The sequence below is a fragment of the Sorangium sp. So ce426 genome, assembly GCF_051475585.1.
Lineage (GTDB): Bacteria > Myxococcota_A > Polyangia > Polyangiales > Polyangiaceae > Sorangium > Sorangium cellulosum_B.
This window is the reverse complement of sequence record NZ_CP150341.1, coordinates 4,846,028-4,864,234: the sequence shown is the minus strand read 5'-3', so window position 1 is coordinate 4,864,234 and position 18,207 is coordinate 4,846,028. Positions and strand designations below refer to the sequence as shown.

15 protein-coding genes are annotated in these 18,207 nt (G+C 69.9%); 10 read left to right on the top strand and 5 right to left on the bottom strand.

Annotated features, from left to right (window positions below):
* The first annotated feature begins 27 nt into the window (after positions 1–27).
* The 8 genes from WMF44_RS17935 to WMF44_RS17900 all read left to right on the top strand — a co-directional run bounded on the left by WMF44_RS17935 (position 28) and on the right by WMF44_RS17900 (position 8,517).
* Positions 28–1,551, top strand: coding sequence for a sugar ABC transporter ATP-binding protein (locus WMF44_RS17935; RefSeq protein WP_437300335.1), 1,524 nt, complete (start codon positions 28–30; stop codon positions 1,549–1,551).
* Complete coding sequence (locus WMF44_RS17930) at positions 1,548–2,606, top strand: ABC transporter permease (protein ID WP_437300334.1); 1,059 nt, start codon at positions 1,548–1,550, stop codon at positions 2,604–2,606. The genes WMF44_RS17935 and WMF44_RS17930 overlap by 4 nt, the downstream gene beginning before the upstream one ends.
* The gene (yjfF, locus tag WMF44_RS17925; RefSeq protein WP_437300333.1) at positions 2,603–3,652 is read left to right on the top strand and encodes a galactofuranose ABC transporter, permease protein YjfF; all 1,050 of its coding nucleotides are present in this window, start codon (positions 2,603–2,605) and stop codon (positions 3,650–3,652) included. The genes WMF44_RS17930 and yjfF overlap by 4 nt, the downstream gene beginning before the upstream one ends.
* Positions 3,653–3,829: 177 nt before the next feature.
* Positions 3,830–6,208, top strand: a complete 2,379-nt coding sequence (locus WMF44_RS17920; protein WP_437300332.1) for a family 43 glycosylhydrolase — start codon at positions 3,830–3,832, stop codon at positions 6,206–6,208.
* A gap of 57 nt (positions 6,209–6,265) precedes the next feature.
* Positions 6,266–6,400, top strand: coding sequence for a hypothetical protein (locus WMF44_RS17915; RefSeq protein WP_437300331.1), 135 nt, complete (start codon positions 6,266–6,268; stop codon positions 6,398–6,400).
* Between the two features lie 270 nt (positions 6,401–6,670).
* Positions 6,671–7,867 (top strand): zinc-binding metallopeptidase family protein, encoded by a 1,197-nt coding sequence (locus tag WMF44_RS17910; RefSeq protein ID WP_437300330.1) that lies wholly within the window; start codon positions 6,671–6,673, stop codon positions 7,865–7,867.
* A gap of 87 nt (positions 7,868–7,954) precedes the next feature.
* A complete protein-coding gene (locus WMF44_RS17905; RefSeq protein ID WP_437300329.1) occupies positions 7,955–8,197 on the top strand; it encodes an addiction module protein in 243 nt (80 codons plus the stop codon).
* Positions 8,194–8,517, top strand: a complete 324-nt coding sequence (locus WMF44_RS17900) for a type II toxin-antitoxin system RelE/ParE family toxin (protein ID WP_437300328.1) — start codon at positions 8,194–8,196, stop codon at positions 8,515–8,517. Before WMF44_RS17905 ends, WMF44_RS17900 begins: the two co-directional genes overlap by 4 nt.
* A gap of 102 nt (positions 8,518–8,619) precedes the next feature.
* On the opposite strand, the gene WMF44_RS17895 is transcribed toward WMF44_RS17900, so the two are convergent.
* Complete coding sequence (locus WMF44_RS17895; RefSeq protein ID WP_437300327.1) at positions 8,620–9,438, bottom strand: hypothetical protein; 819 nt, start codon at positions 9,436–9,438, stop codon at positions 8,620–8,622.
* Between the two features lie 526 nt (positions 9,439–9,964).
* Here WMF44_RS17895 and WMF44_RS17890 point away from each other — a divergent pair.
* Positions 9,965–10,882 (top strand): SGNH/GDSL hydrolase family protein, encoded by a 918-nt coding sequence (locus WMF44_RS17890; protein ID WP_437300326.1) that lies wholly within the window; start codon positions 9,965–9,967, stop codon positions 10,880–10,882.
* Between the two features lie 42 nt (positions 10,883–10,924).
* Here the strand turns inward: WMF44_RS17890 and WMF44_RS17885 are convergent, their stop codons facing one another.
* The gene (locus tag WMF44_RS17885; protein ID WP_437300325.1) at positions 10,925–12,184 is read right to left on the bottom strand and encodes an aromatic ring-hydroxylating oxygenase subunit alpha; all 1,260 of its coding nucleotides are present in this window, start codon (positions 12,182–12,184) and stop codon (positions 10,925–10,927) included.
* Between the two features lie 3 nt (positions 12,185–12,187).
* Positions 12,188–13,180: a latent transforming growth factor beta-binding protein gene (locus tag WMF44_RS17880; RefSeq protein WP_437300324.1), complete on the bottom strand. Its 993-nt coding sequence runs from the start codon at positions 13,178–13,180 to the stop codon at positions 12,188–12,190.
* A 789-nt stretch (positions 13,181–13,969) separates the two neighbouring features.
* Here WMF44_RS17880 and WMF44_RS17875 point away from each other — a divergent pair.
* On the top strand, positions 13,970–15,592 hold the full coding sequence (locus WMF44_RS17875) for a hypothetical protein (protein WP_437300323.1): 1,623 nt from the start codon (positions 13,970–13,972) through the stop codon (positions 15,590–15,592).
* Positions 15,593–15,801: 209 nt separating this feature from the next.
* Here the strand turns inward: WMF44_RS17875 and WMF44_RS17870 are convergent, their stop codons facing one another.
* Positions 15,802–17,163 (bottom strand): sialate O-acetylesterase, encoded by a 1,362-nt coding sequence (locus WMF44_RS17870; protein ID WP_437300322.1) that lies wholly within the window; start codon positions 17,161–17,163, stop codon positions 15,802–15,804.
* A 228-nt stretch (positions 17,164–17,391) separates the two neighbouring features.
* A complete protein-coding gene (locus WMF44_RS17865; RefSeq protein ID WP_437300321.1) occupies positions 17,392–18,066 on the bottom strand; it encodes a universal stress protein in 675 nt (224 codons plus the stop codon).
* Positions 18,067–18,207 lie beyond the last annotated feature (141 nt).

Sequence of the window (18,207 nt, the reverse complement as noted above, 5' to 3'; positions counted from 1 at the left end):
CGGAGGCCGCCGGGGAGGACGTGAGCGATGCAGAGCGGAGCCGTGCCCGTGCTCGAGATGAAGCGGATCTCCAAGGGATTCCCTGGCGTACAGGCGCTCTCTTCCGTCGATTTTCGCATGCTGCCCGGGGAGGTGCACACGCTCATGGGGCAGAACGGCGCGGGCAAATCGACGCTGGTCAAGGTCCTGACCGGCGTCCACCCCCCGGATGACGGGCAGATCCTGCTCGAGGGCCGGGAGATCAGGCCCTCGAGCCCGCAGGGCGCGCAGGCGCTCGGCATCAGCGCCGTGTTCCAGGAGGTGAACCTCTGCCCCAACCTCTCCGTGGCCGAGAACATCTTCCTCGGGCGCGAGGACGCCGGCGTCTTCGCGATCCGGTGGGGGGAGATGCGCCGGAAGGCGAGCGCCCTGCTCTCGGACCTCAACATCCACGTCGACGTCACCGCGCCGCTCTCGACCTTCTCGATCGCCGTGCAGCAGCTCGTCGCGATCGCCCGCGCGCTCTGCGCCCAGGCGAAGATCCTCGTCCTCGACGAGCCGACCTCGAGCCTGGCCGAGGACGAGGTGAAGACGCTCTTCTCGGTCATCCAGCGGCTCAAGGCGCAGGGGATGGCGATCCTGTTCATCTCGCACTTCCTCGACCAGGTGTTCGAGATCTCCGACCGGATCACGGTGCTGAGGAACGGTCAGCTCGTCAGCGAGACGCCGGCCGCCGAGCTGTCGCGCATGGAGCTCGTCACGCGGATGGTCGGGCGCGAGGTCGCCGAGGACGGCCCGGCCCGGGCCGAGCGCGCGCGGGCCACCTTGCCGGCGGGCGGGCAAGCGCCCCTGTTGCGGGCGCGAGGGCTCGGCAAGAAGGGCTCGGTCAGCGACGTCGATCTCGACGTGCAGCGCGGCGAAGCGCTCGGCCTCGCCGGCCTCCTGGGCGCCGGGAAGACGGAGACGGTGCGGCTCTTGTTCGGGCTCGACGGGGCGGACCAGGGATCCATCGAGATCGACGGGGAGCCGGCGCGCATCGACTCGCCGCTCGACGCGATCGCGCGCGGGCTCGGCTTCTGCCCAGAGGACCGGAAGGTCGAGGGGATCCTCGGCGACCTGTCGCTGCGCGAGAACATCGTCGTCGCCCTCCAGGCCAAGCGCGGCATCTTCCGCAACCTGTCCCGGGACGAGCAGGACGACATCGCCCGCCGCTACATCCAGCGGCTCGGCATCGTGGCCGCCGACGCGGAGGTGCCCATCTCCAAGCTGAGCGGGGGCAACCAGCAGAAGGCGCTCCTGGCTCGCTGGCTGGTGACCGATCCGCGCATGCTCATCCTCGACGAGCCGACCCGCGGCATCGACGTGGCGGCCAAGGGCGAGATCATGGGCCAGGTCATGGATCTCTGCGATCGGGGCATGGCGGTGGTGCTCGTCTCCTCGGAGATGGCCGAGGCGCTGCGCTACTCGGACCAGGTCGTCGTCCTGCGCGACCGGCGCAAGGTGGCGGAGCTCGCCACGGCCAAGACCGACGAGCAGGCGGTCTACCAGATCATCGCGGGAGGTCAGCCGTGAGCGCGGCCGCCGCCTCCCTGCGCCGGCTCGCCAGCGGGAACGCGTTCTGGCCGCTGGCGATGCTCGGCTCCCTCCTGCTGTTCAACCTCGTCAGCAATCCGCAGTTCTTCGCGATCACGGTCAAGGACGGCCACCTCTACGGCAGCGTCATCGACATCCTGAACCGCGCATCGCCGCTCATGATCATCGCCATGGGGCTCACCCTGGTGATCGCCACCCGCGGCATCGACATCTCCGTCGGCGCGGTCGTGGCCATCTCGGGCGCGGTCGCGGCGGTGCTGATCGGCGGCGAGCTCTCGCCGAGCGGCGGGACCGGCATGGCGGACGCGACGCGTGTTCCGCTGCCGATCGTCGTCTGGAGCGCGCTGGGCGTGGCGCTGGCGCTCGGCATGTGGAACGGAGCGCTGGTGTCGCTCTTCGGCATGCAGCCGATCATCGCGACCCTGATCCTCCTCGTCACGGGGCGAGGCATCGCCCAGCTCATCACGGGCGGTCAGATCATCACCATCTACTACAGCCCGTATCACGTCATCGGGAACGGCTTCCTCCTCGGGATCCCGGTCTCGCTGTTCATCGTGGCGGGCGTGAGCGCCGTCGTCTGGCTGCTGACGCGCAAGACCGCGCTCGGCATGTTCATCGAGGCGATCGGCGTGAACCCGGTCGCCTCGCGGCTGGCCGGGATCCGCGCGCGCACGATCACCTTCGCCTGTTACGCCGTGTGCGGCCTGTGCGCCGGCATCGCCGGGCTCATCGTGAGCTCGAACGTCAAGAGCGCCGACGGGAACAACGCGGGCCTCCTGTTCGAGCTGGACGCCATCCTCGCCGTGGTTCTGGGCGGGACGTCGCTCTCCGGGGGCAAGTTCACGCTGGCGGGGAGCGTCATCGGCGCCCTGATCATCCAGACGCTCACCACCACCATCTACTCCGCCGGCGTGCCGCCGGAGGTCAACCTGGTGGTGAAGGCGCTCGTCGTCTTCCTGATCACCATCGTGCAATCGCAGAAGGTCAGGGATCTCATCGCAAAGCAACGGACGAGGAGGGTGGTCACACCATGATCGACACCGCCGCCGTGACCGGACGGAGCGGCACCATCGCCGCGCCCGGACGGAGCGGCACCACCGCCGCGACCGGGCGCTCCGTCCGGATCGACCCGAGGCACCTTCCGCTCGCGGTCACCAGCAGCCTGTTCGTGCTCATGTTCGCGGCCGGGTCGTACCTGTTCAACGGGTTCTTCTCGCTGCAGGTGTTCCTCAACTTCTTCATCGACAATGCGTTCCTCTTGATCACCGCCATCGGGATGACCTTCGTCATCCTCTCCGGCGGGATCGACCTCTCGGTCGGCTCGGTCATCGCGCTGACCACGATGGTCTCGGCGTCGCTCGTCGAGAAGCACGGTGTGAGCCCTGCCGTGGTCATCCCGCTCGTGCTGGCCATGGGCTCGGCCATCGGCCTCGTGATGGGGGTCGTCATCCAGTACTTCAAGGTGCAGCCCTTCATCGTCACGCTGGCGGGCATGTTCCTGGCGCGCGGGCTCTGTTACCTCATCAGCATCGACTCCATCACGATCCGCAACGGCTTCTACGTCGACGTCTCGTCGCACCGCATCCCGTTCCTGTTCGACACCTCGATCACCTGGAACGTGATCATCGCGCTCGCGCTGTTCGCCGCGGCCATCTACATCGCCCACTACACGAGCTTCGGCCGCACGGTCTATGCGATCGGCGGCAGCGAACAATCCGCCCTGCTCATGGGCCTGCCAGTGCCGCGGACCAAGGTGCTCATTTATACCTTGAGCGGGTTCTGCTCGGCGCTGGCGGGCGTCGCCTTCACGTTCTACATGGTGTCCGGCTACGCGCTGCATGCCGGCGGAATGGAGATGGACGCAATCGCCGCCGTCGTCATCGGCGGCACCCTGCTGACCGGCGGCCATGGTACGGTCGTCGGCACCCTGTTCGGTGTGCTCATCTACGGCACCATCCAGACCCTCATCATGTTCGAGGGCACGCTCAGCTCCTGGTGGACCAAGATCGTCATCGGCCTGCTCCTCCTGGTCGCCTGCCTGCTCCAACGGATCTTCGAGCGGCGCGCCCGTACGGCGTGACAAGAGGGGGATGAAGGGCGTTCCGCCAGGGTCCGTGTGGCTCCGATAGGCACTTTCGTGCCCGTTCATTGATCATTTCGGAAGCCCTCGGGAATTCAAGGGTCCACAACAAGGAACTGAGAGGTCATCGTGCGCTCTTATGCAGCAGGGATTGTCACTTTCGTTGGATTGATCGCGATGGGGTGCGGCTCGGACGAGCCCAATCCCAGCACGGCGGGATCGACTAGCACCTCAACCTCGGCAAGCTCCGCGGGTGGGGGCGGCGACGGCGGTGGAACGGGCGGCGACGGCGGTGGAACGGGCGGAGACGGCGGCGGCGGCGGCGACGGCGGCACGGGTGGCTCTCCGAACGCCGGCGGCGGTGGGGCGGGCGGCGACGGCGACGCGGCCTTCGAGGTGACGACCTACCAGAACCCCGTTCTGCCCGGTGATCACCCGGACATGAACATCTACCGGGAAGGCGACCACTTCTACCTGGTCGGGTCGAATTTCCACATGATGCCCGCCTTCGAGATCCTGCGCTCGACGGATCTCCTCCACTGGGAGCGCATGAACCGGGTGGTCCACTCGACCGCTCCCGCGCTGGAGGCGCAGCTCGGCCCGGGCCAGGGCACCTGGGGCGGCTTCATCGTCAAGGCCGGCGACGTGTACCGGGTCTATTACTCCATCGGGGCCACCCAGCATTTCTCCTCGGCGCCGAGCCTCGAGGGCCCGTGGTCAGAGCCCACCAAGGTCGACATCTTCCCCTACACGCCGCCCGGCAGCGAGACCTCGTACGAACGAGGGACCGGCTCCGACAACTCGGTGTTCGTCGATCCCGACAGCGGCAAGACGTACATGATCATCAAGAACGGTCTGTGCAAATGGGACGCGGATCACCCCAACGACTTCGGCATCAACCTGGTCACGGAGATCGATCCCAAGACCGGGATGCTGCTGCCCGAGTCGAGCATCGACATGAGCTTCATCAACTGGGATCAGGAGACCGGCGGCTGCGGCGACTTCACGAATCCTGACTGGAGCAAGTGGGCCGAGGGGCCGACGATGGCCAAGCGCGGCGAATGGTATTACTACTTCGTCTCGACGCACACGGCCTGCGGCGGCCAGCTGCACGCCTGGGCTTCGAAGAAGCTGGTCGGCAGCACCGCCGAGGACTGGACGTGGCTCGGCTATGTCCTTACCGGCGAGGAGCCGTACGCCGGCGTCCAGCACACCACGGCGCCGATCGCGCTCGAGGACGGCTCGTGGTGGGCCTTTGCCCACTCGTACGACTGCAGCAACGTGGGCACCGACGACACCAAGACCTCGAAGAACGGCGACTGGCAGGGGCTTGGCCGCGAGGGGCTGCTGCTGGAGGTGACCTGGGTCGACCAAGAGGTGAACGGGAAGACGATCCCGGTCCCGCGGTACCCGACCAAGAAGGGCGGTCTGTCCGCGCCCAAGCTGCCGCAGAGCGGCGTGCCCTTCCTGCTGCCCGTGAACGACGATTTCTCGTCGGCCACGATCGACTCCGCGTGGACCACCTACGGCCCGTCGGAGGACAAGTACTCGGTTGTGGATCGCCCGGGGTGGCTGCGGATCACGCCGGGTACCGGAGGGACCACGTGGGTCGTTCAGAAGGACACGCTGCACTCGAGCAGCATGGTCGCGAAGGTCGAGTTCACGCCCACGGCCGACGGGGACGCGGCCGGCATCCGCGTGGGCAACGGCTACTGGCAGGACGAGCAGGTGCTCTCCTGCCCGACGTGGATGACCGACAGCGAGCAGTTCAGGCTCCCCGCCATCATGGACGTCTCGGTGGCGCGGGTCATGGAGGGCGAGGAAGACAGGATTCGCTTCTCCTTCCGGTCGCGCTCGGTGCAGGCCCCGGCCGAGGCGGGGGCCGCGTACACCGAGCTTGCCGAGCCGGTCGTCGTGGGCGCGTCGGTCCCCGCACCCGCCGGGAAGGCGGTCTGGCTGAAGCTGGTCCGCTCCGAGCACAAGGCCACGGGCTGGTTCAGCACGGATGGAGTCGAATGGACCCAGGTGGGCACCGAGATCGACGTCTCCACGCTCGACGGGTTCTATGCCATGGCCCACACCTGGATTGGCAACCAGGCCGGCATGTTCGCGACCAACAGCCGTGCCTACTTCGACCTGTTCACCTACCGTGACGGATTCACCCCGATCCCGGCCGCGGAGGCGGACCAGCAGTCCGGCGCCGAGGTCGTGTCGAGCACGTCGGCGGGACCGGTGCTCGGTGATCTGGAGAACGGCGATTGGGCCATGTTCGGGAGCGTCGACCTCGGCAGCGGGGGTGTACAGTCGAAGGCGATCGCGCTGGAGGCCTCGAGCGCCGGGGGCGGCGGCACCGTGGAGGTCTGGATCGATCCGTTCGCAGGCGGCTCGATGATCGGCACCTGCGCGCTCCCCGGTACCGACGGCTGGGAGAAGTGGACGACGACGACGTGCAACGTGGCGCCCACGTCGGGCACGCACGAGGTCTACCTGAAGGTGAAGGGCGGCCAGGGCGAGCTCGTGCGCCTCGCATCGCTGCGTTTCGTGCCCGCCAACTGACCTGCCCGCCACGGGTGGCAAAGCCGCCGGCGGCGTCGCCGGCGGCGGCCCCCTTCTGTGGCCGGCCGTGTGGGGCAGGTCGCTCTTCGACGACGATCCCGAGGACCGGTGGTGCAGAGGCTCGTGGTGGACGCGGGCGGGCTCAGGCCGAGCTACCTGGGACCGCCGGAGAGCTACCGCGCGACGAAGTAGCGAGGCGCGCGCAGCGAGCAGCGCAAGCGTCGGGGGCGGCGGGGGTCGATTCCCAACCTGGGTCGGCTGAAGCGCTCAACCTGGGTCGGGTCGCCGCAACCTGGGTCGGGTCGCCGGCATTCTTGCCACACCGAGACACGTCGCGACGTCCGTCCACGGCGCGTCGAGTCCTACCCGTGTCGCGAGCGTCGAGCCGCAGGCTTGGCATACGGCTTGCGTTCCGTGCGACAGTGAGCCGAGACCGACACGATCGAGGCGGCTCAACCCACCATGACCAATCGCTTCGACAGTCTGATCGCGCGCCTGCGCAGCGCATGGAAGCGGACCAAGCAGCCCACCGCACCGCGCGCCTACCGCTGCCAGTGCGAGAGGCCGGTGTTCTTCCGCAACAGCGAATGCCTGGCCTGCAAAACGCCGCTCGGCTACGAGCCCGAGCGCGCCCAGGTCCTGCCGCTCAAGGCTGGCCCGACCGAGGGCGCATGGCAGATCTGGCACGACACGGCGGAAGCGCCGCAGCCCTACAGGCGCTGCGGCAACTTCGACCTGGCGTCGGGCTGCAACTGGCTGATCCCGGCGGCGGCTGAGGCGCCCGCGCTCTGCGCCGCGTGCCGGCTCAACCGCACCATTCCAGACCTCTCCGTCGCCGAGCACCAGGCGCTATGGCGGCTGCTCGAGACGGCCAAACGACGGCTCGTGTCGCAGCTCCTGGCGCTGAACCTGCCGGTGAAGTCCAAGATCGGCGAGGATCCGGAGCGCGGCCTCTGCTTCGACTTCCTCGCCTCTCCGCCCGACGGGCCCAGGGTGATGACGGGCCACGCCGACGGCGTGATCACGCTGAACATCGAGGAGGCGGACGACGCCACGCGCGAGCGCACCCGCGCCGCGATGCGCGAGCCCTACCGCACGCTGCTCGGGCACTTCCGGCACGAGGTCGGCCATTATTACTGGGACCGCCTTGTGCGCGACACCGGGTGGCTGGCGCCGTTCCGGGAGCTGTTCGGCGACGAGCAGCAGGACTACGCCGCCGCGCTGAAGGCCAACTACGAGCAGGGGCCGCCGGCCGACTGGCCCGAGCGCTTCGTCAGCGCCTACGCCAGCATGCACCCTTGGGAAGACTGGGCCGAGACCTGGGCCCACTATCTCCACATGGTCGACACCGTGGATACGGCGCTCAGCTTCGGCATCGACGCCGACGAGGTGGAGCTCGACGTCGAGCCATGGGGCGCGGACGCGCTGTGGCGGCCGGACGACCGAGGGGCCGAGACCTTCCTGGGCTTCTTGAACGCCTGGGTGGAGCTGACGGCCGTGCTCAACGAGATGTCGCGCAGCATGGGCCAGCATGACTTCTACCCGTTCGTGCTGCCGCGCCCCGCCGTGGCGAAGCTGCAGTTCATCCACCTCGTGGTGAACGGGGCCGCTCCCCCCGCATCTGCCGCTAGGCCGCTCGGAGCTCCCGCGGCGCCATAGAAGATCCAATCCCGGCACCGCCCCCGCAGCCGAGTGACCACTGTGAGGCGCGCGCGGTGCCACGATCGTGCTAGGCTCCAGGGCACCATGTCGCAGCATGAGAGCGATCTCCTGGCCAAGATCCTGCGGCTCCCGCCATCCGTCCGCGCACAGTTCGCGCACGAGATCCTCGCCAGCCTGGACGACCCGGCAGAGACGGAGGTCGAGGGGCGATGGACGGCTGAGATCGAGCGTCGGGCGGACGAGGTCCTTTCCGGACTGGCCGAGCTGGAAGACGCGGATCTCGTCCATGAACAACTCGCCGCGCGGCTCGGCGCCACTCGCCGGTGAAGGCGCGCTACCACCGCGAAGCGCGCGAGGAGCTCGCGGCCGCGGCGGAGTGGTACGAGGCCCGGCAGCCGGGATTGGGGCTGGACTTCGTCGCCGAGGTCGCCCGAGCGGTAGCATCGATCCGCGAGTCTCCCGAGGCGTGGCCCCGCTGGCAGGGGCTCACGACCTCCGTCCCGATTTGTAAGTTCGTCCTGCAACGATTCCCCTTTTCTCTTCCGTACCTGGTGCATGACAAGGCCATTGTCGTGCTCGCCGTCGCGCACGGACAGCGAAGGCCGGGATACTGGCGCGCGAGGCTGCACAGCCTGGACGCGCCCTGAGGCCGCCCTCCAGGAAGCGGTTGGCAGTGCGCCGCGCTTCGCGGCGGTATGTTCCGGTCGCCTCCGCCACAGGCCCGCGGTGGTACGCGGCCGCGCCCGCGCCTACCGCCCGTACAGGCGCTGGAGCCGCTTCACGAACTCCGGCTTGAACACGCCGTCCACGCGGATCGAGTACCGGAAGAACGGGTCCGGCTCGACGCCGTGGTAATCCATGTCGTTGAACCAGTAGATGGGCGCGCGGACGACCGTGCGCTCCTCCCCTGCCCTGTCGCAGACATAGAATCGCTTGTCGCCGCGCGGGTCGAACGAGATGGACTGCGCCGCGCCGATCGCGCTCCCCGGCTCGGTGTCCCGGTGCGCGGGCGCGTGATCATTCGCCTCGAGGCCGAAGATCACGCACCGCCCGATCTCGACGAACGGCAGGCCCCGGATGAACTCGACCGTCCGGGGGAACGTCGCCCTGGCCTCCGCCGAAAAGTCCTTGCCTGCGCCCGAGTGCTTGTCTTCCCAGCGATCGTTCTCGAGCAGATGATAGCAGACCTTCCAGGGGAAATAGACGCCGTAACGGTACTTCAGGTACAGCATCTGCGCCCGCGTGAGCGGGTGATCCGTCTCGTCTCCAAACGTGTACTCGCGCCGCCGGTCGGGATCGAAGGCGGACGGGTCGTCGCCGAGCGCGATGAAGTCGCAGAACTCGTCGCGCGAGAAGCCCCCGATGACCTCCCCGTAATCCACGTACGGGTCGTCGTGCACCCAGGGCGCGACCACGCCCATCCATTTCAGGCTGCCGCCGGTGTACGAGGGCTCGACGCGGCAGAGGCCGCGCACGATCTCGCGATCGAGCTCGGGGAAGCACGCCGCGTCGATCAGCGGCGACAGGTCGATGTACGGGCGGCCCCACAGGCCGCAGAGCTTGCTCATGCCGTCCTCGCTCCGAGCGGTACCCGCGCGCGACCAGGCCGTCAAACGTGTGGGCGCCGTCCTCCACCAGGGCGCAGGTCGAGGGGGCGTGGCCCGGCGCGCGGCTCCCGCGGTGCCGGCGCGCGCAGATGGCGCGATCCTCCCGGTTCACGGCGTCCCAGGAGGCGCCCACGTGGCCCGGATCGCAGCCTGGCGCGAGCCAGCACAGGCGGGAAGCCGCGCTCGGGCGTGGAGCGCTCGGGACCGAACGCCTCGGGGGCCTCCCAGGAGGAGGGGCCGTGGCGCAGACACCGAATTCGACTCTCGCCCGAAATGTTCAATCCACCAACATGAACGCGACGTCTCGCATCAAGGCATAGGCGAGTATGCCTATACATCGATTCATCTGGCTTGGGTACGACGTCGTGGCAGTCACCTGCATCGGGCGAACGCGGCCCTTCGATGCATGGATGAATCGTCGATACAAGGCAATGAATGGCTTTCGCCGCTTGAAACCTCGGCGCCAAGCGGACACTGGAGAAATAAAATGAGGTCGATACGTCCCTACGTTGCTACGAAACTGAGCGTTCTCGGTCTCCTGAGCATCGGCATCTGGGCCTGCGGTGAGGCCAATGACGATGGTACGTCCTCGACCGGCGGAGGCGGCCCCGACGGGACCACCACCACCAGCAGCGCGGAGACCACGGCCACGGTCGGCTCGGGCGGTGCGGCCACGAGCGGCGCCGGAGGCGCGACAGCCGGCAGCACCTCGAGCAGCAGCAGCAGCAGCAGCAGCAGTGCAAGCACCGCGGAGGCCAGCAGCTCGGCCAGCGGCGGAGAGACGGCCGGCACGGGCGGGGAACCGGGCGAGTGCGTCAAGGGCCAGACCAAGGGAAATCAAGTCGCGGTCATCGGAGAGTCGTTCATCGCCGCGACGCACGGCATCACGCAGCAGATCGAGAAGCAGGCCAAGGCCGCGGGCTCCCTCCCCCAGAACGACCGCTACATCGACAACTCGGTCAGCGGCACGACGCTGGCCAACGATCAGATCCCCAGCCAATACCGCAAAGCCGCGGAGAACGGCATGATCAAGTACGTGCTGATGGACGGGGGCGGGAACGACTGCTTGCTGAGAGGGGACGGCGACGGGGCCCTCGAGGCGGCGGAGGCGCTGTTCGAGACCATGGAGAAGGACAACGTCGAGAAGGTGGTCTATTTCTTCTATCCAGACCCCATCGGAAACCAGTTCGCGTCGCTCAAGACCTGCCTCGATACGCTCCGGCCGAAGATGAAGGCGCTGTGCGACGGGCTCACGTCGCCGAAGTGCTACTGGCTGGACCTTCGTCCGACCTGGAACGGACACAACGACTATACGCAAGACGGAATCCATCCCACCTCTGCCGGTAGCATCGCCACCGGAGATGCAGTCTGGGAAGTGATGAAGGAGAACTGCGTCGCGCAGTAACGAGAGAGCGGTCCACGGGCGACCCCACCGGCCGCGGCTCGCTCATGCCGTCCGCGCGCGGAGCGCCGAGAGGTACCTGCGCGCGACCATGCCGTCGAAGGCGTGGACGCCGTCTTCCACCATGGCGTAGGTCGACGGCGTGTAGCCGGGCGCGCGGATCCCGCGCTGCTGCCGCTCGCAGATGGCGCGGTCTTCCCGGTTCACCGCGTCCCAGAAGGTGAACACGTCGCCCGGATCGAAGCCTTTCGTGAACGCCGCGGGGTGGAAGTACGTGTCGGCGATCACGAGCGTCCGGTCGGGCGCGCGCGGGGCGAGCCGGTATGTGAGCAGGTAGTCGGGCTGGAGGCTCGTGAGCAGGCCCGGAAAGAGCAAGGCGTCGCGCACGCGCCGCCGCTCCGCCTCGGGGACGATGAGCGGCCGCGCGCCGGGCGCCGCGCTCGTCGAGACGGTGTCGGCGCCCGGCGCGAGGTCCATGACGCCGCCGAGCCACGGGCCCCCCCGGCCCCAGGACACGGCGTCGTCGCACGGGGTCAGCTGCTCCAGCGCGGGGTGCACGCGCGGGAAATGGTGAGACTCCTGGAAGTTCTCGACGCAGAGCTTCCAGTTCGCGGCGACCTCGTACTCCACCCGCCTGCCCCGACGGAGCGAGCGCAGCCCGGGGCGCGAGAGCCAGGGCGGCGCCTCGCCGATCGCGCTCTCGAGCGGCGGCGCGCCGGGATCGAGCGTCACGAAGAGGAAGCCGAAGAGGGCGCCGGCGCGCGCCGGGAGGAGCCCGTGCGCGCCGCGGTCGAAGCCGGGCGGCGCGTGGGGCGCGGCGCGCAGCGCGCCCGAGAGCTCGTAGGTCCAGCCGTGGTACGGGCACTCGAGGTGCGCGAGGCGGCCGCACGGGCCGTCGAGCAGCGTCGCCGCCCGGTGGCGGCAGACGTTGTGGAACGCGCGGATCTCCAGATCGGCGCCGCGGAGGACGACGACGCCCGCGGGCGTGAGGGGGGCGAGCAGCCACTCTCCTGGGCGGGCGATCTCGTCCTCGCGGCCGACGCAGAGCCAGGAGCGCCCGAAGATCTCGGCCTGCTCGAAGGCAAAGACGTCCTCGTCCCAGTACGCGCGCGCGGGCAGCGGCCGGGCGCTGGGGAGCGGCGCCAGCACCGCGTCGAGATCGGCGGGGGTGAGAGGGAGCTCCGGCACGGCGGGCGATCCTACCAGAACGAGGGCGCGGATCGCGCCGCCCGGGAGCGGCTCAGGGGGCCGGCCGGGCTCCTTCTCGGGCGCCTTCATCTCCTCCGCGGCGCCGGGACAAGCCACGGATCAGCACCCGAGGATGCTGGCGTTGCCGCACGAGTAATAACACTCATCGCAGTTCACGCATGTGTCGTAGTCGAGATAGAGCTGCGCTCCATCCGGATGTCCGTCCATGCACGCGGTGAAGCAGGCGTCGTCCCCGTCCTTGCAGGTCACGGCGCACTTGGCGAACAGGATGCAGTCGTCGTCGAGGATGCACGCATCGAGCTCATCGGCGCAGCTCCCCTGGACCGCGCATCCGACGCACCCGCTCGTGTCGCTGCCGCACTCGTCGAGGTCGTCGCAGGTCAGGGTGGCGTTGCAATCGGCGAGGTCCGTGCCCTCCTCGCAGAGACCGGTGCCTTCGGGCTCGTCGCACTCGCCGTTGTTCGTGGAGGCGCACGGCGCGCCTGCCGCGCAGTCCGCGACGTCCGTGCCCTCCTCGCAGAGCCCGGTACCCTCGGGCTCGTCGCAGACGCCGTCCCGCACGCGGTCGCACGGCGCGAGCTTGCAGTCGTCGACGTCCGTGCCCTCCTCGCAGAGCCCGGTGCCCTCGGGCTCGTCGCAGGTGCCGTTGCCGATCAAGGGACAGTGAGAGAGGCAGTCGGCGGCGTCGGTCCCGGCCGGGCACTCGCCGGTGCCCTGGGGCTCGTCGCAGATGCCATCACCCGCGCTGGGACAGCGGCCCGTGGGCTCGAGGCAGCCCTGGAGGGCCGCCTCCTGGATGTTGCAGACCTCCGTCAGGTGATGACCGTCCACACACTGGCCCTCCAGCCGGACACAGTCGACGTACGCCGCGTGCTCGTCCTGGCAGCGCTCCTCGGCTCGCTTGGCGATGGTCTCCTCCTCGGCCTCGCACAGGCCCTCTTTATCGCCAGAGCAGTCCTCGCAGGCGCAGCGGGCCTCACAGACCGTCCCGTAGACCGGCCGCTCGGTCTTGCCACCATCACCCTCCGAGCCGGCGCAGGCCGCGAACAGACCGGCGATCGCTGCTGTGATCATCACGTGTCGGACACGCATGGGGTCTCCTCATCCTCTGGCTGAAATGAGAGGTCGTCCGCCGAGGCGCAGGGCGCCGACGCGACGCAGCAAGGGCAAGACGACATGGCTGGCACTGGAAGCACCAGGGCACCCTTCACCTGCGCACACGGTGCTCGACCGCCTTTCGTTTCGGCTGCGACTGAAAAATTCAACTCAAAGAAAACGGCTACCTATACCAGCTCCGACGGCGGCCGGTCAATCATCGCGAGGCGACGCGCGGGCGAGAGCGGGCGGGGCAGCGGACGCAGCTCCGCTCATGGCGACAGGGGCGGAATGGCCAAAGCTTCACGGAACTCAGGAGGTGCGCTCGATGCGGTCCGGCTTGCCAACGAGCTGAGGAGCGGACGCCCGAAACCTCACGGACATCGGGAGGTGCGCTCCGGCTCGGGAAGGTGCTGAGGAGAAGAGAAACGCGCAGGTCGGCAAGGACGGCTCGCCGGACGGGTGGAACGGGTGAGAACGAGTGGAGAAGAGAGCGTCGCGACCTCCAAAACGCGCTCCACGAACGTGGAGCGGACGCGACAATCGCGCGCTCGGCCGTCGAAAAGCTGCTTCGTTCGTCGTTGGCCCGGGGCGAGGAGGAGCGTGGACGAGGTAGGAAGCAGACGGCGCGGGCGCCCTCCGCCCGAAAGCGCCGTGAAGGAGTAAAGAGGCGTTGGCATCCGCGCCGTTTCGACAGAAGATGCGTTCGCGCGTATCGCGCTGCGGCTCGTCGCCTCCGGCGGCCGGCGCCGCGTCACTGGACCCCTACCGGCTGGAGAGCAGCGGATGAAGATGCGATCTTTGGTGTGTCTCTTCGTTCTTGGACTGATGACGACGACGGCGTGCGGCGACGACGACGCGACGGTCATCGGGACTGGGGGCGGCGGGGGTGCGGGCGGCGGCACCGGCGGCGAAGGCGCCACCTCGGCCAGCAGCACGACAGGAAACGGCGGCAGCGATACCGGCGGCGGCGGCACCGGCGGCACCGGCGGCACCGGCGGCGGCACCGGCGGTAGCGACACGGGCGGCGGCGGTGCGGGCGGTACCGGCGGCGGCACCGGCGGTAGCGACACGGGCGGCGGCGGTGCGGGCGGCACCGGCGGCGGCGACACGGGCGGCGGCGGTGCGGGCGGCAGCACCACCTCGAGCTCGGCCTCCTCGAGCAGCGCCTCCTCGACCTCGGCCGCGGCCACCACCGGCGCTGGCGGCGACGGCGGCGGCAGCGCCTCCTCGACCTCGGCCGCGGCCACCACCGGCGCTGGCGGCGACGGCGGCGGCAGCGTCTCCTCGACCTCGGCCGTGGCCACCACAGGCGCTGGCGGCGACGGCGGCGGCAGCGTCTCCTCGACCTCGGCCGTGGCCACCACAGGCGCTGGCGGCGACGGCGGCGGCAGCGTCTCCTCCACGACCTCGGTCACCACAGGCGCTGGCGGCGACGGCGGCGGCAGCGTCTCCTCCACGACCTCGGTCACCACGACCGCGGCCACCACCTCGACGACCTCCGTCACCACCGGGGGCGGCGGCGAGCCACGCGCCGACGGCGCTGCCTGCGCCACCGACGCCGAGTGCGCCAGCGGGTTCTGCCTCGGTGAGACGGAGTTTGGGTTCCCTTCCGGGCACTGTACCGCCGAGTGCGTGACGGACAGCGACTGTGCCGGCGGCGGCGTCTGCATCCGCATCAACGCATCCCTCAACCTCTGCGTCGCCGAGTGTGAGACAGCGGCCAACTGCCGCGACGGCTACATGTGCGACGTTGACTCCACCTGCTGGCCGAACTGCACCAGCGACGCGCACTGCCCGGAGGTGGGCACGTGCGACACGGAGTCGGGCGGCTGCTACCCCCCGATCGAGACGAGCCCGGACGGCAGCGCTTGCGCGCTCGACAGCGAGTGCACTGGCGACTTCTGCATCACCGAGGCCGCGACCGGCTGGCCGGGCGGCGCCTGCTCGGGCGTCTGCAACACGGACAGCGACTGCAACGGCGGTGCCTGCATCGAGAACGCCAGCGGCTTCCGTTTCTGCATCGCCGAGTGCGCCACGTCCGGAGACTGCCGAAGCAGCTATTCGTGCCGGAATGGCCTCTGCTTTCCGGAATGCACCAGCGACGCTGATTGCACGGAGCCGGGCTCCACCTGCAGGGTGGACGTGGGCACCTGCGCGCCGCCGCCCGGCGAGGGCGCCGACGGCGCCCCCTGCACCACCGACGGCGACTGCGCCGGCGGCTACTGCTCTCCCGACGAGTCCGGCTGGCCTGGCGGCTACTGCTGGGGCGTCTGTGACGACACGACCCCCTGCGCCGGCGGCGGGATCTGCACCGTGGACGGCTACTGCAACAGCGATTGCGCGACGTCGGCCGACTGCCGCGACGGCTATGAGTGCACGACGGAGGGCTGCTACCCGGCGCTGTGACTCGGCGACGGGGGGCTCGCAGGCGGGTCCGTACGACCTGACGACGGCCCCCTGCGGCTCCCCTGAAGCGATGAACCTCCGCGTCGCCATGAGGCGACGACGAGGCCTCTCCCACGAAGCGCGGCGCGGCTGCTCACCACTCCTGGCGCAGCCGGCGCGCGCGCCTCCTTCCCCGCTCCACCAGCTCTCCACGAGGCGCCGCTCGGCGCTCAGCCCTGCCCGCGCGAGCGGCGGCGGCGCAGGCCCGCGAGCGCGACGAGCGCGAGCGCTGCCGTTGCCCCGGGGCCCTGGCCGGCGGCGGTCCGGCAGCCGCAGCCGCCAGCGCTGCCGGGCGCGACCCCACCCGAGCTGGCCGCGGCCTCGGCGCTGCCCGTCGCCGCAGCGCTCCCGCTCGATACGGTCGTGGCGCCCCTTCCCCCCTCGCCTGCGCTCCCGGCGCCGCCCGTCGCCGCCGCGCTCCCGCTCGATACGGCCGTGGCGCCCCTTCCCCCCTCGCCTGCGCTCCCGGCGCCGCCCGCCGCCGCCGCGCTCCCGCTCGATACGGCCGTGGCGCCACCCCCGGCGGCGCCGCCTCCCGCGGCGCCCCCTCCCCCTGCAGCCGCGCTCCCGGCGCTGCTCGCCGACGACGCGGTCGACGAGCCCTCCTCGCGGACCAGCGCGAGGTACGCCTCGGCGAAGCGCTCGCCGAGGAGCTGGTACGCGGCGGAGTCGAAGTGATACGTGTCGTCGGGCGATCGCACGGTGAAGTCGTCCGTGTCGACCCATGCGACCCGCGGGTCCTCCTCGGCCACGGTCACCTGCGCCGCGCGCACGGCGTCGATGTTCGCCGCCTTTCCGGGGGCGATGGGCCCGCCGTTCGCGGGGTAGAGGTTGTCGCTGACCCTGCCGAGCACGACCGGGAGCCCGGGGACGCCGAGGTCCGCGCGGATCGCCGCGATGAAGCCGCGCAGCGTGTTGCCGTAGGAGAACGCGGCCGACCACCCCGCCTCGTTCTCGCCCTGCATCCAGACGAGCGCGGCGATCTCGTACGGGTGCCCCTCCGACTCGAGCCTCGCCAGGGCGCCGTCGAGCCGCGTCACCTCGTCGGGATAACGGAGGGCGCGGTCGCCCTCGTACGTCGCGGAGTCCAGCTCGCCGAGGAGCGCGTGGTAGAGCTGCGATTTGTAGAGCACCTCGGGATCCGGCGCGAGGCCGCGCCCCCAGTGTTCGACGAGGTTGGTGCCCCCCTGCGCCATCTTCACGATCGCGATCCGGTGCCCCGGGTACGCCGCGACGATCGCGCGGCCGAACGTGATCTCGGGCCCGTAGCGGCGGGCTTCGCCCTTCGGCTCGAGCGGCCCCCAGTCGGCGCTCGTCGCCGCGGCGTACGGCCCTCCCTCGCGCGCGTCGGGGTTGTAGTGGTCGTACCAGACGTCCGGCTGGCTCTGGAGCTCGACCGGGAGCTGGCGGCCCACGCCGTAGCCGACCATGTTCGACTGACCCGCGAGGACGAACACCTTCACCGGCTGCGCGATCGCGGGAGCGGAGAGGGACAGCGCGAAAGCCGCCAGGGCGATGCACGACCGCTTCATGCCGCTGTGTATCCCCCGCGCGCGGTGGAACGTCAACGCGGCGGGATCGCGCTCTCCGCGAGCGGCTCGGCGCCTCGGCGCCGAGCCGCTCGCGGAGAGCGCGCGGACAGAACACGACGCACGAGGATGGGAGCCTCGTTCGTCACGCGCTCGCCTCGCGTCCTCAGGGCGCGTATCGAGCGCTCGTGTGCCTGACAGGCGCGCGGTCCCGTCGAGCTCGCCTCGCGATCACGTCGCTTCGGGCGTCGACTGGTAGGCCGCGCTCGACGCCGCGTAGACCCCGTTGGTCGCATACGAGTAGCGGTGCGGCCGGACGTGGTGCTCCGCGTGGCGCGCGCACCAGAGCGCTGCGCCGCCCGTCTCTTGCCGGTGCTTCACGCACTCCGGGCAGGGCGGCTCGATCTCGGGGACCCGGCCGGCGGTCGCGTGATCCTTCGGCCGGACGATCCACACCGGGCAGCGCGCGAGCCGGGAGACGCGCTCGGCGACCGAGCCGAGGAGCAGCCGTTCGAGCCCGCGGTAGCCGTGCGAGCCGACGACCACGAGGTCGGCGTCCAGGTCGGCGGCGAGCTGGGCGATGTTCTCGGCCGCATCGCCGCGGCGGAAGTGGACGACGACGCGCTTCAGCCGCCCCCCGTCGAGCTTGTCGCCCATGGCGCTCACGCGCTCGCTCGCGCGCTGCTGGAGCTGCTGGAGCGCCACGTCGGGCTTGGTGGCCACCATGGGCGCCCGCGAGAGCCCGATGCCGACCCAGCTCTCGGGCTCGACGTAGACGGCGTGCACCTCGGCGTTCTCGCGACAGCAAGCGGACTCGAGCGCCTGATCAAGCGCGCGATTGCTCGGCTCCGAGAAGTCGATCCCGACGACGACGATGAACCGATTCGTTGCGTTTGCGCTCGACATGACAGCCTCCTCAGCCTCCATGCGAGGCCCCGACCTGCGGTCGCCTCGCTCAACCCATCTGCCTATCTGCCCGTTTGCCCGTCTGCTCAACACTCAGCACGCCGCATGCCAGGCGTTCCGGGGGCCGGAGAGGAGGGGTTC

Coding starts and splice junctions, on each gene's coding strand:
- WMF44_RS17935 (WP_437300335.1), top strand. CDS start 28: ATGCAGAGCGGAGCCGTGCCCGTGCTCGAGATGAAGCGGATCTCCAAG.
- yjfF (WP_437300333.1), top strand. CDS start 2,603: ATGATCGACACCGCCGCCGTGACCGGACGGAGCGGCACCATCGCCGCG.
- WMF44_RS17920 (WP_437300332.1), top strand. CDS start 3,830: ATGGGGTGCGGCTCGGACGAGCCCAATCCCAGCACGGCGGGATCGACT.
- WMF44_RS17910 (WP_437300330.1), top strand. CDS start 6,671: ATGACCAATCGCTTCGACAGTCTGATCGCGCGCCTGCGCAGCGCATGG.
- WMF44_RS17905 (WP_437300329.1), top strand. CDS start 7,955: ATGTCGCAGCATGAGAGCGATCTCCTGGCCAAGATCCTGCGGCTCCCG.
- WMF44_RS17895 (WP_437300327.1), bottom strand. CDS start 9,438: ATGAGCAAGCTCTGCGGCCTGTGGGGCCGCCCGTACATCGACCTGTCG.
- WMF44_RS17890 (WP_437300326.1), top strand. CDS start 9,965: ATGAGGTCGATACGTCCCTACGTTGCTACGAAACTGAGCGTTCTCGGT.
- WMF44_RS17880 (WP_437300324.1), bottom strand. CDS start 13,180: ATGCGTGTCCGACACGTGATGATCACAGCAGCGATCGCCGGTCTGTTC.
- WMF44_RS17875 (WP_437300323.1), top strand. CDS start 13,970: ATGAAGATGCGATCTTTGGTGTGTCTCTTCGTTCTTGGACTGATGACG.
- WMF44_RS17870 (WP_437300322.1), bottom strand. CDS start 17,163: ATGAAGCGGTCGTGCATCGCCCTGGCGGCTTTCGCGCTGTCCCTCTCC.
- WMF44_RS17865 (WP_437300321.1), bottom strand. CDS start 18,066: ATGTCGAGCGCAAACGCAACGAATCGGTTCATCGTCGTCGTCGGGATC.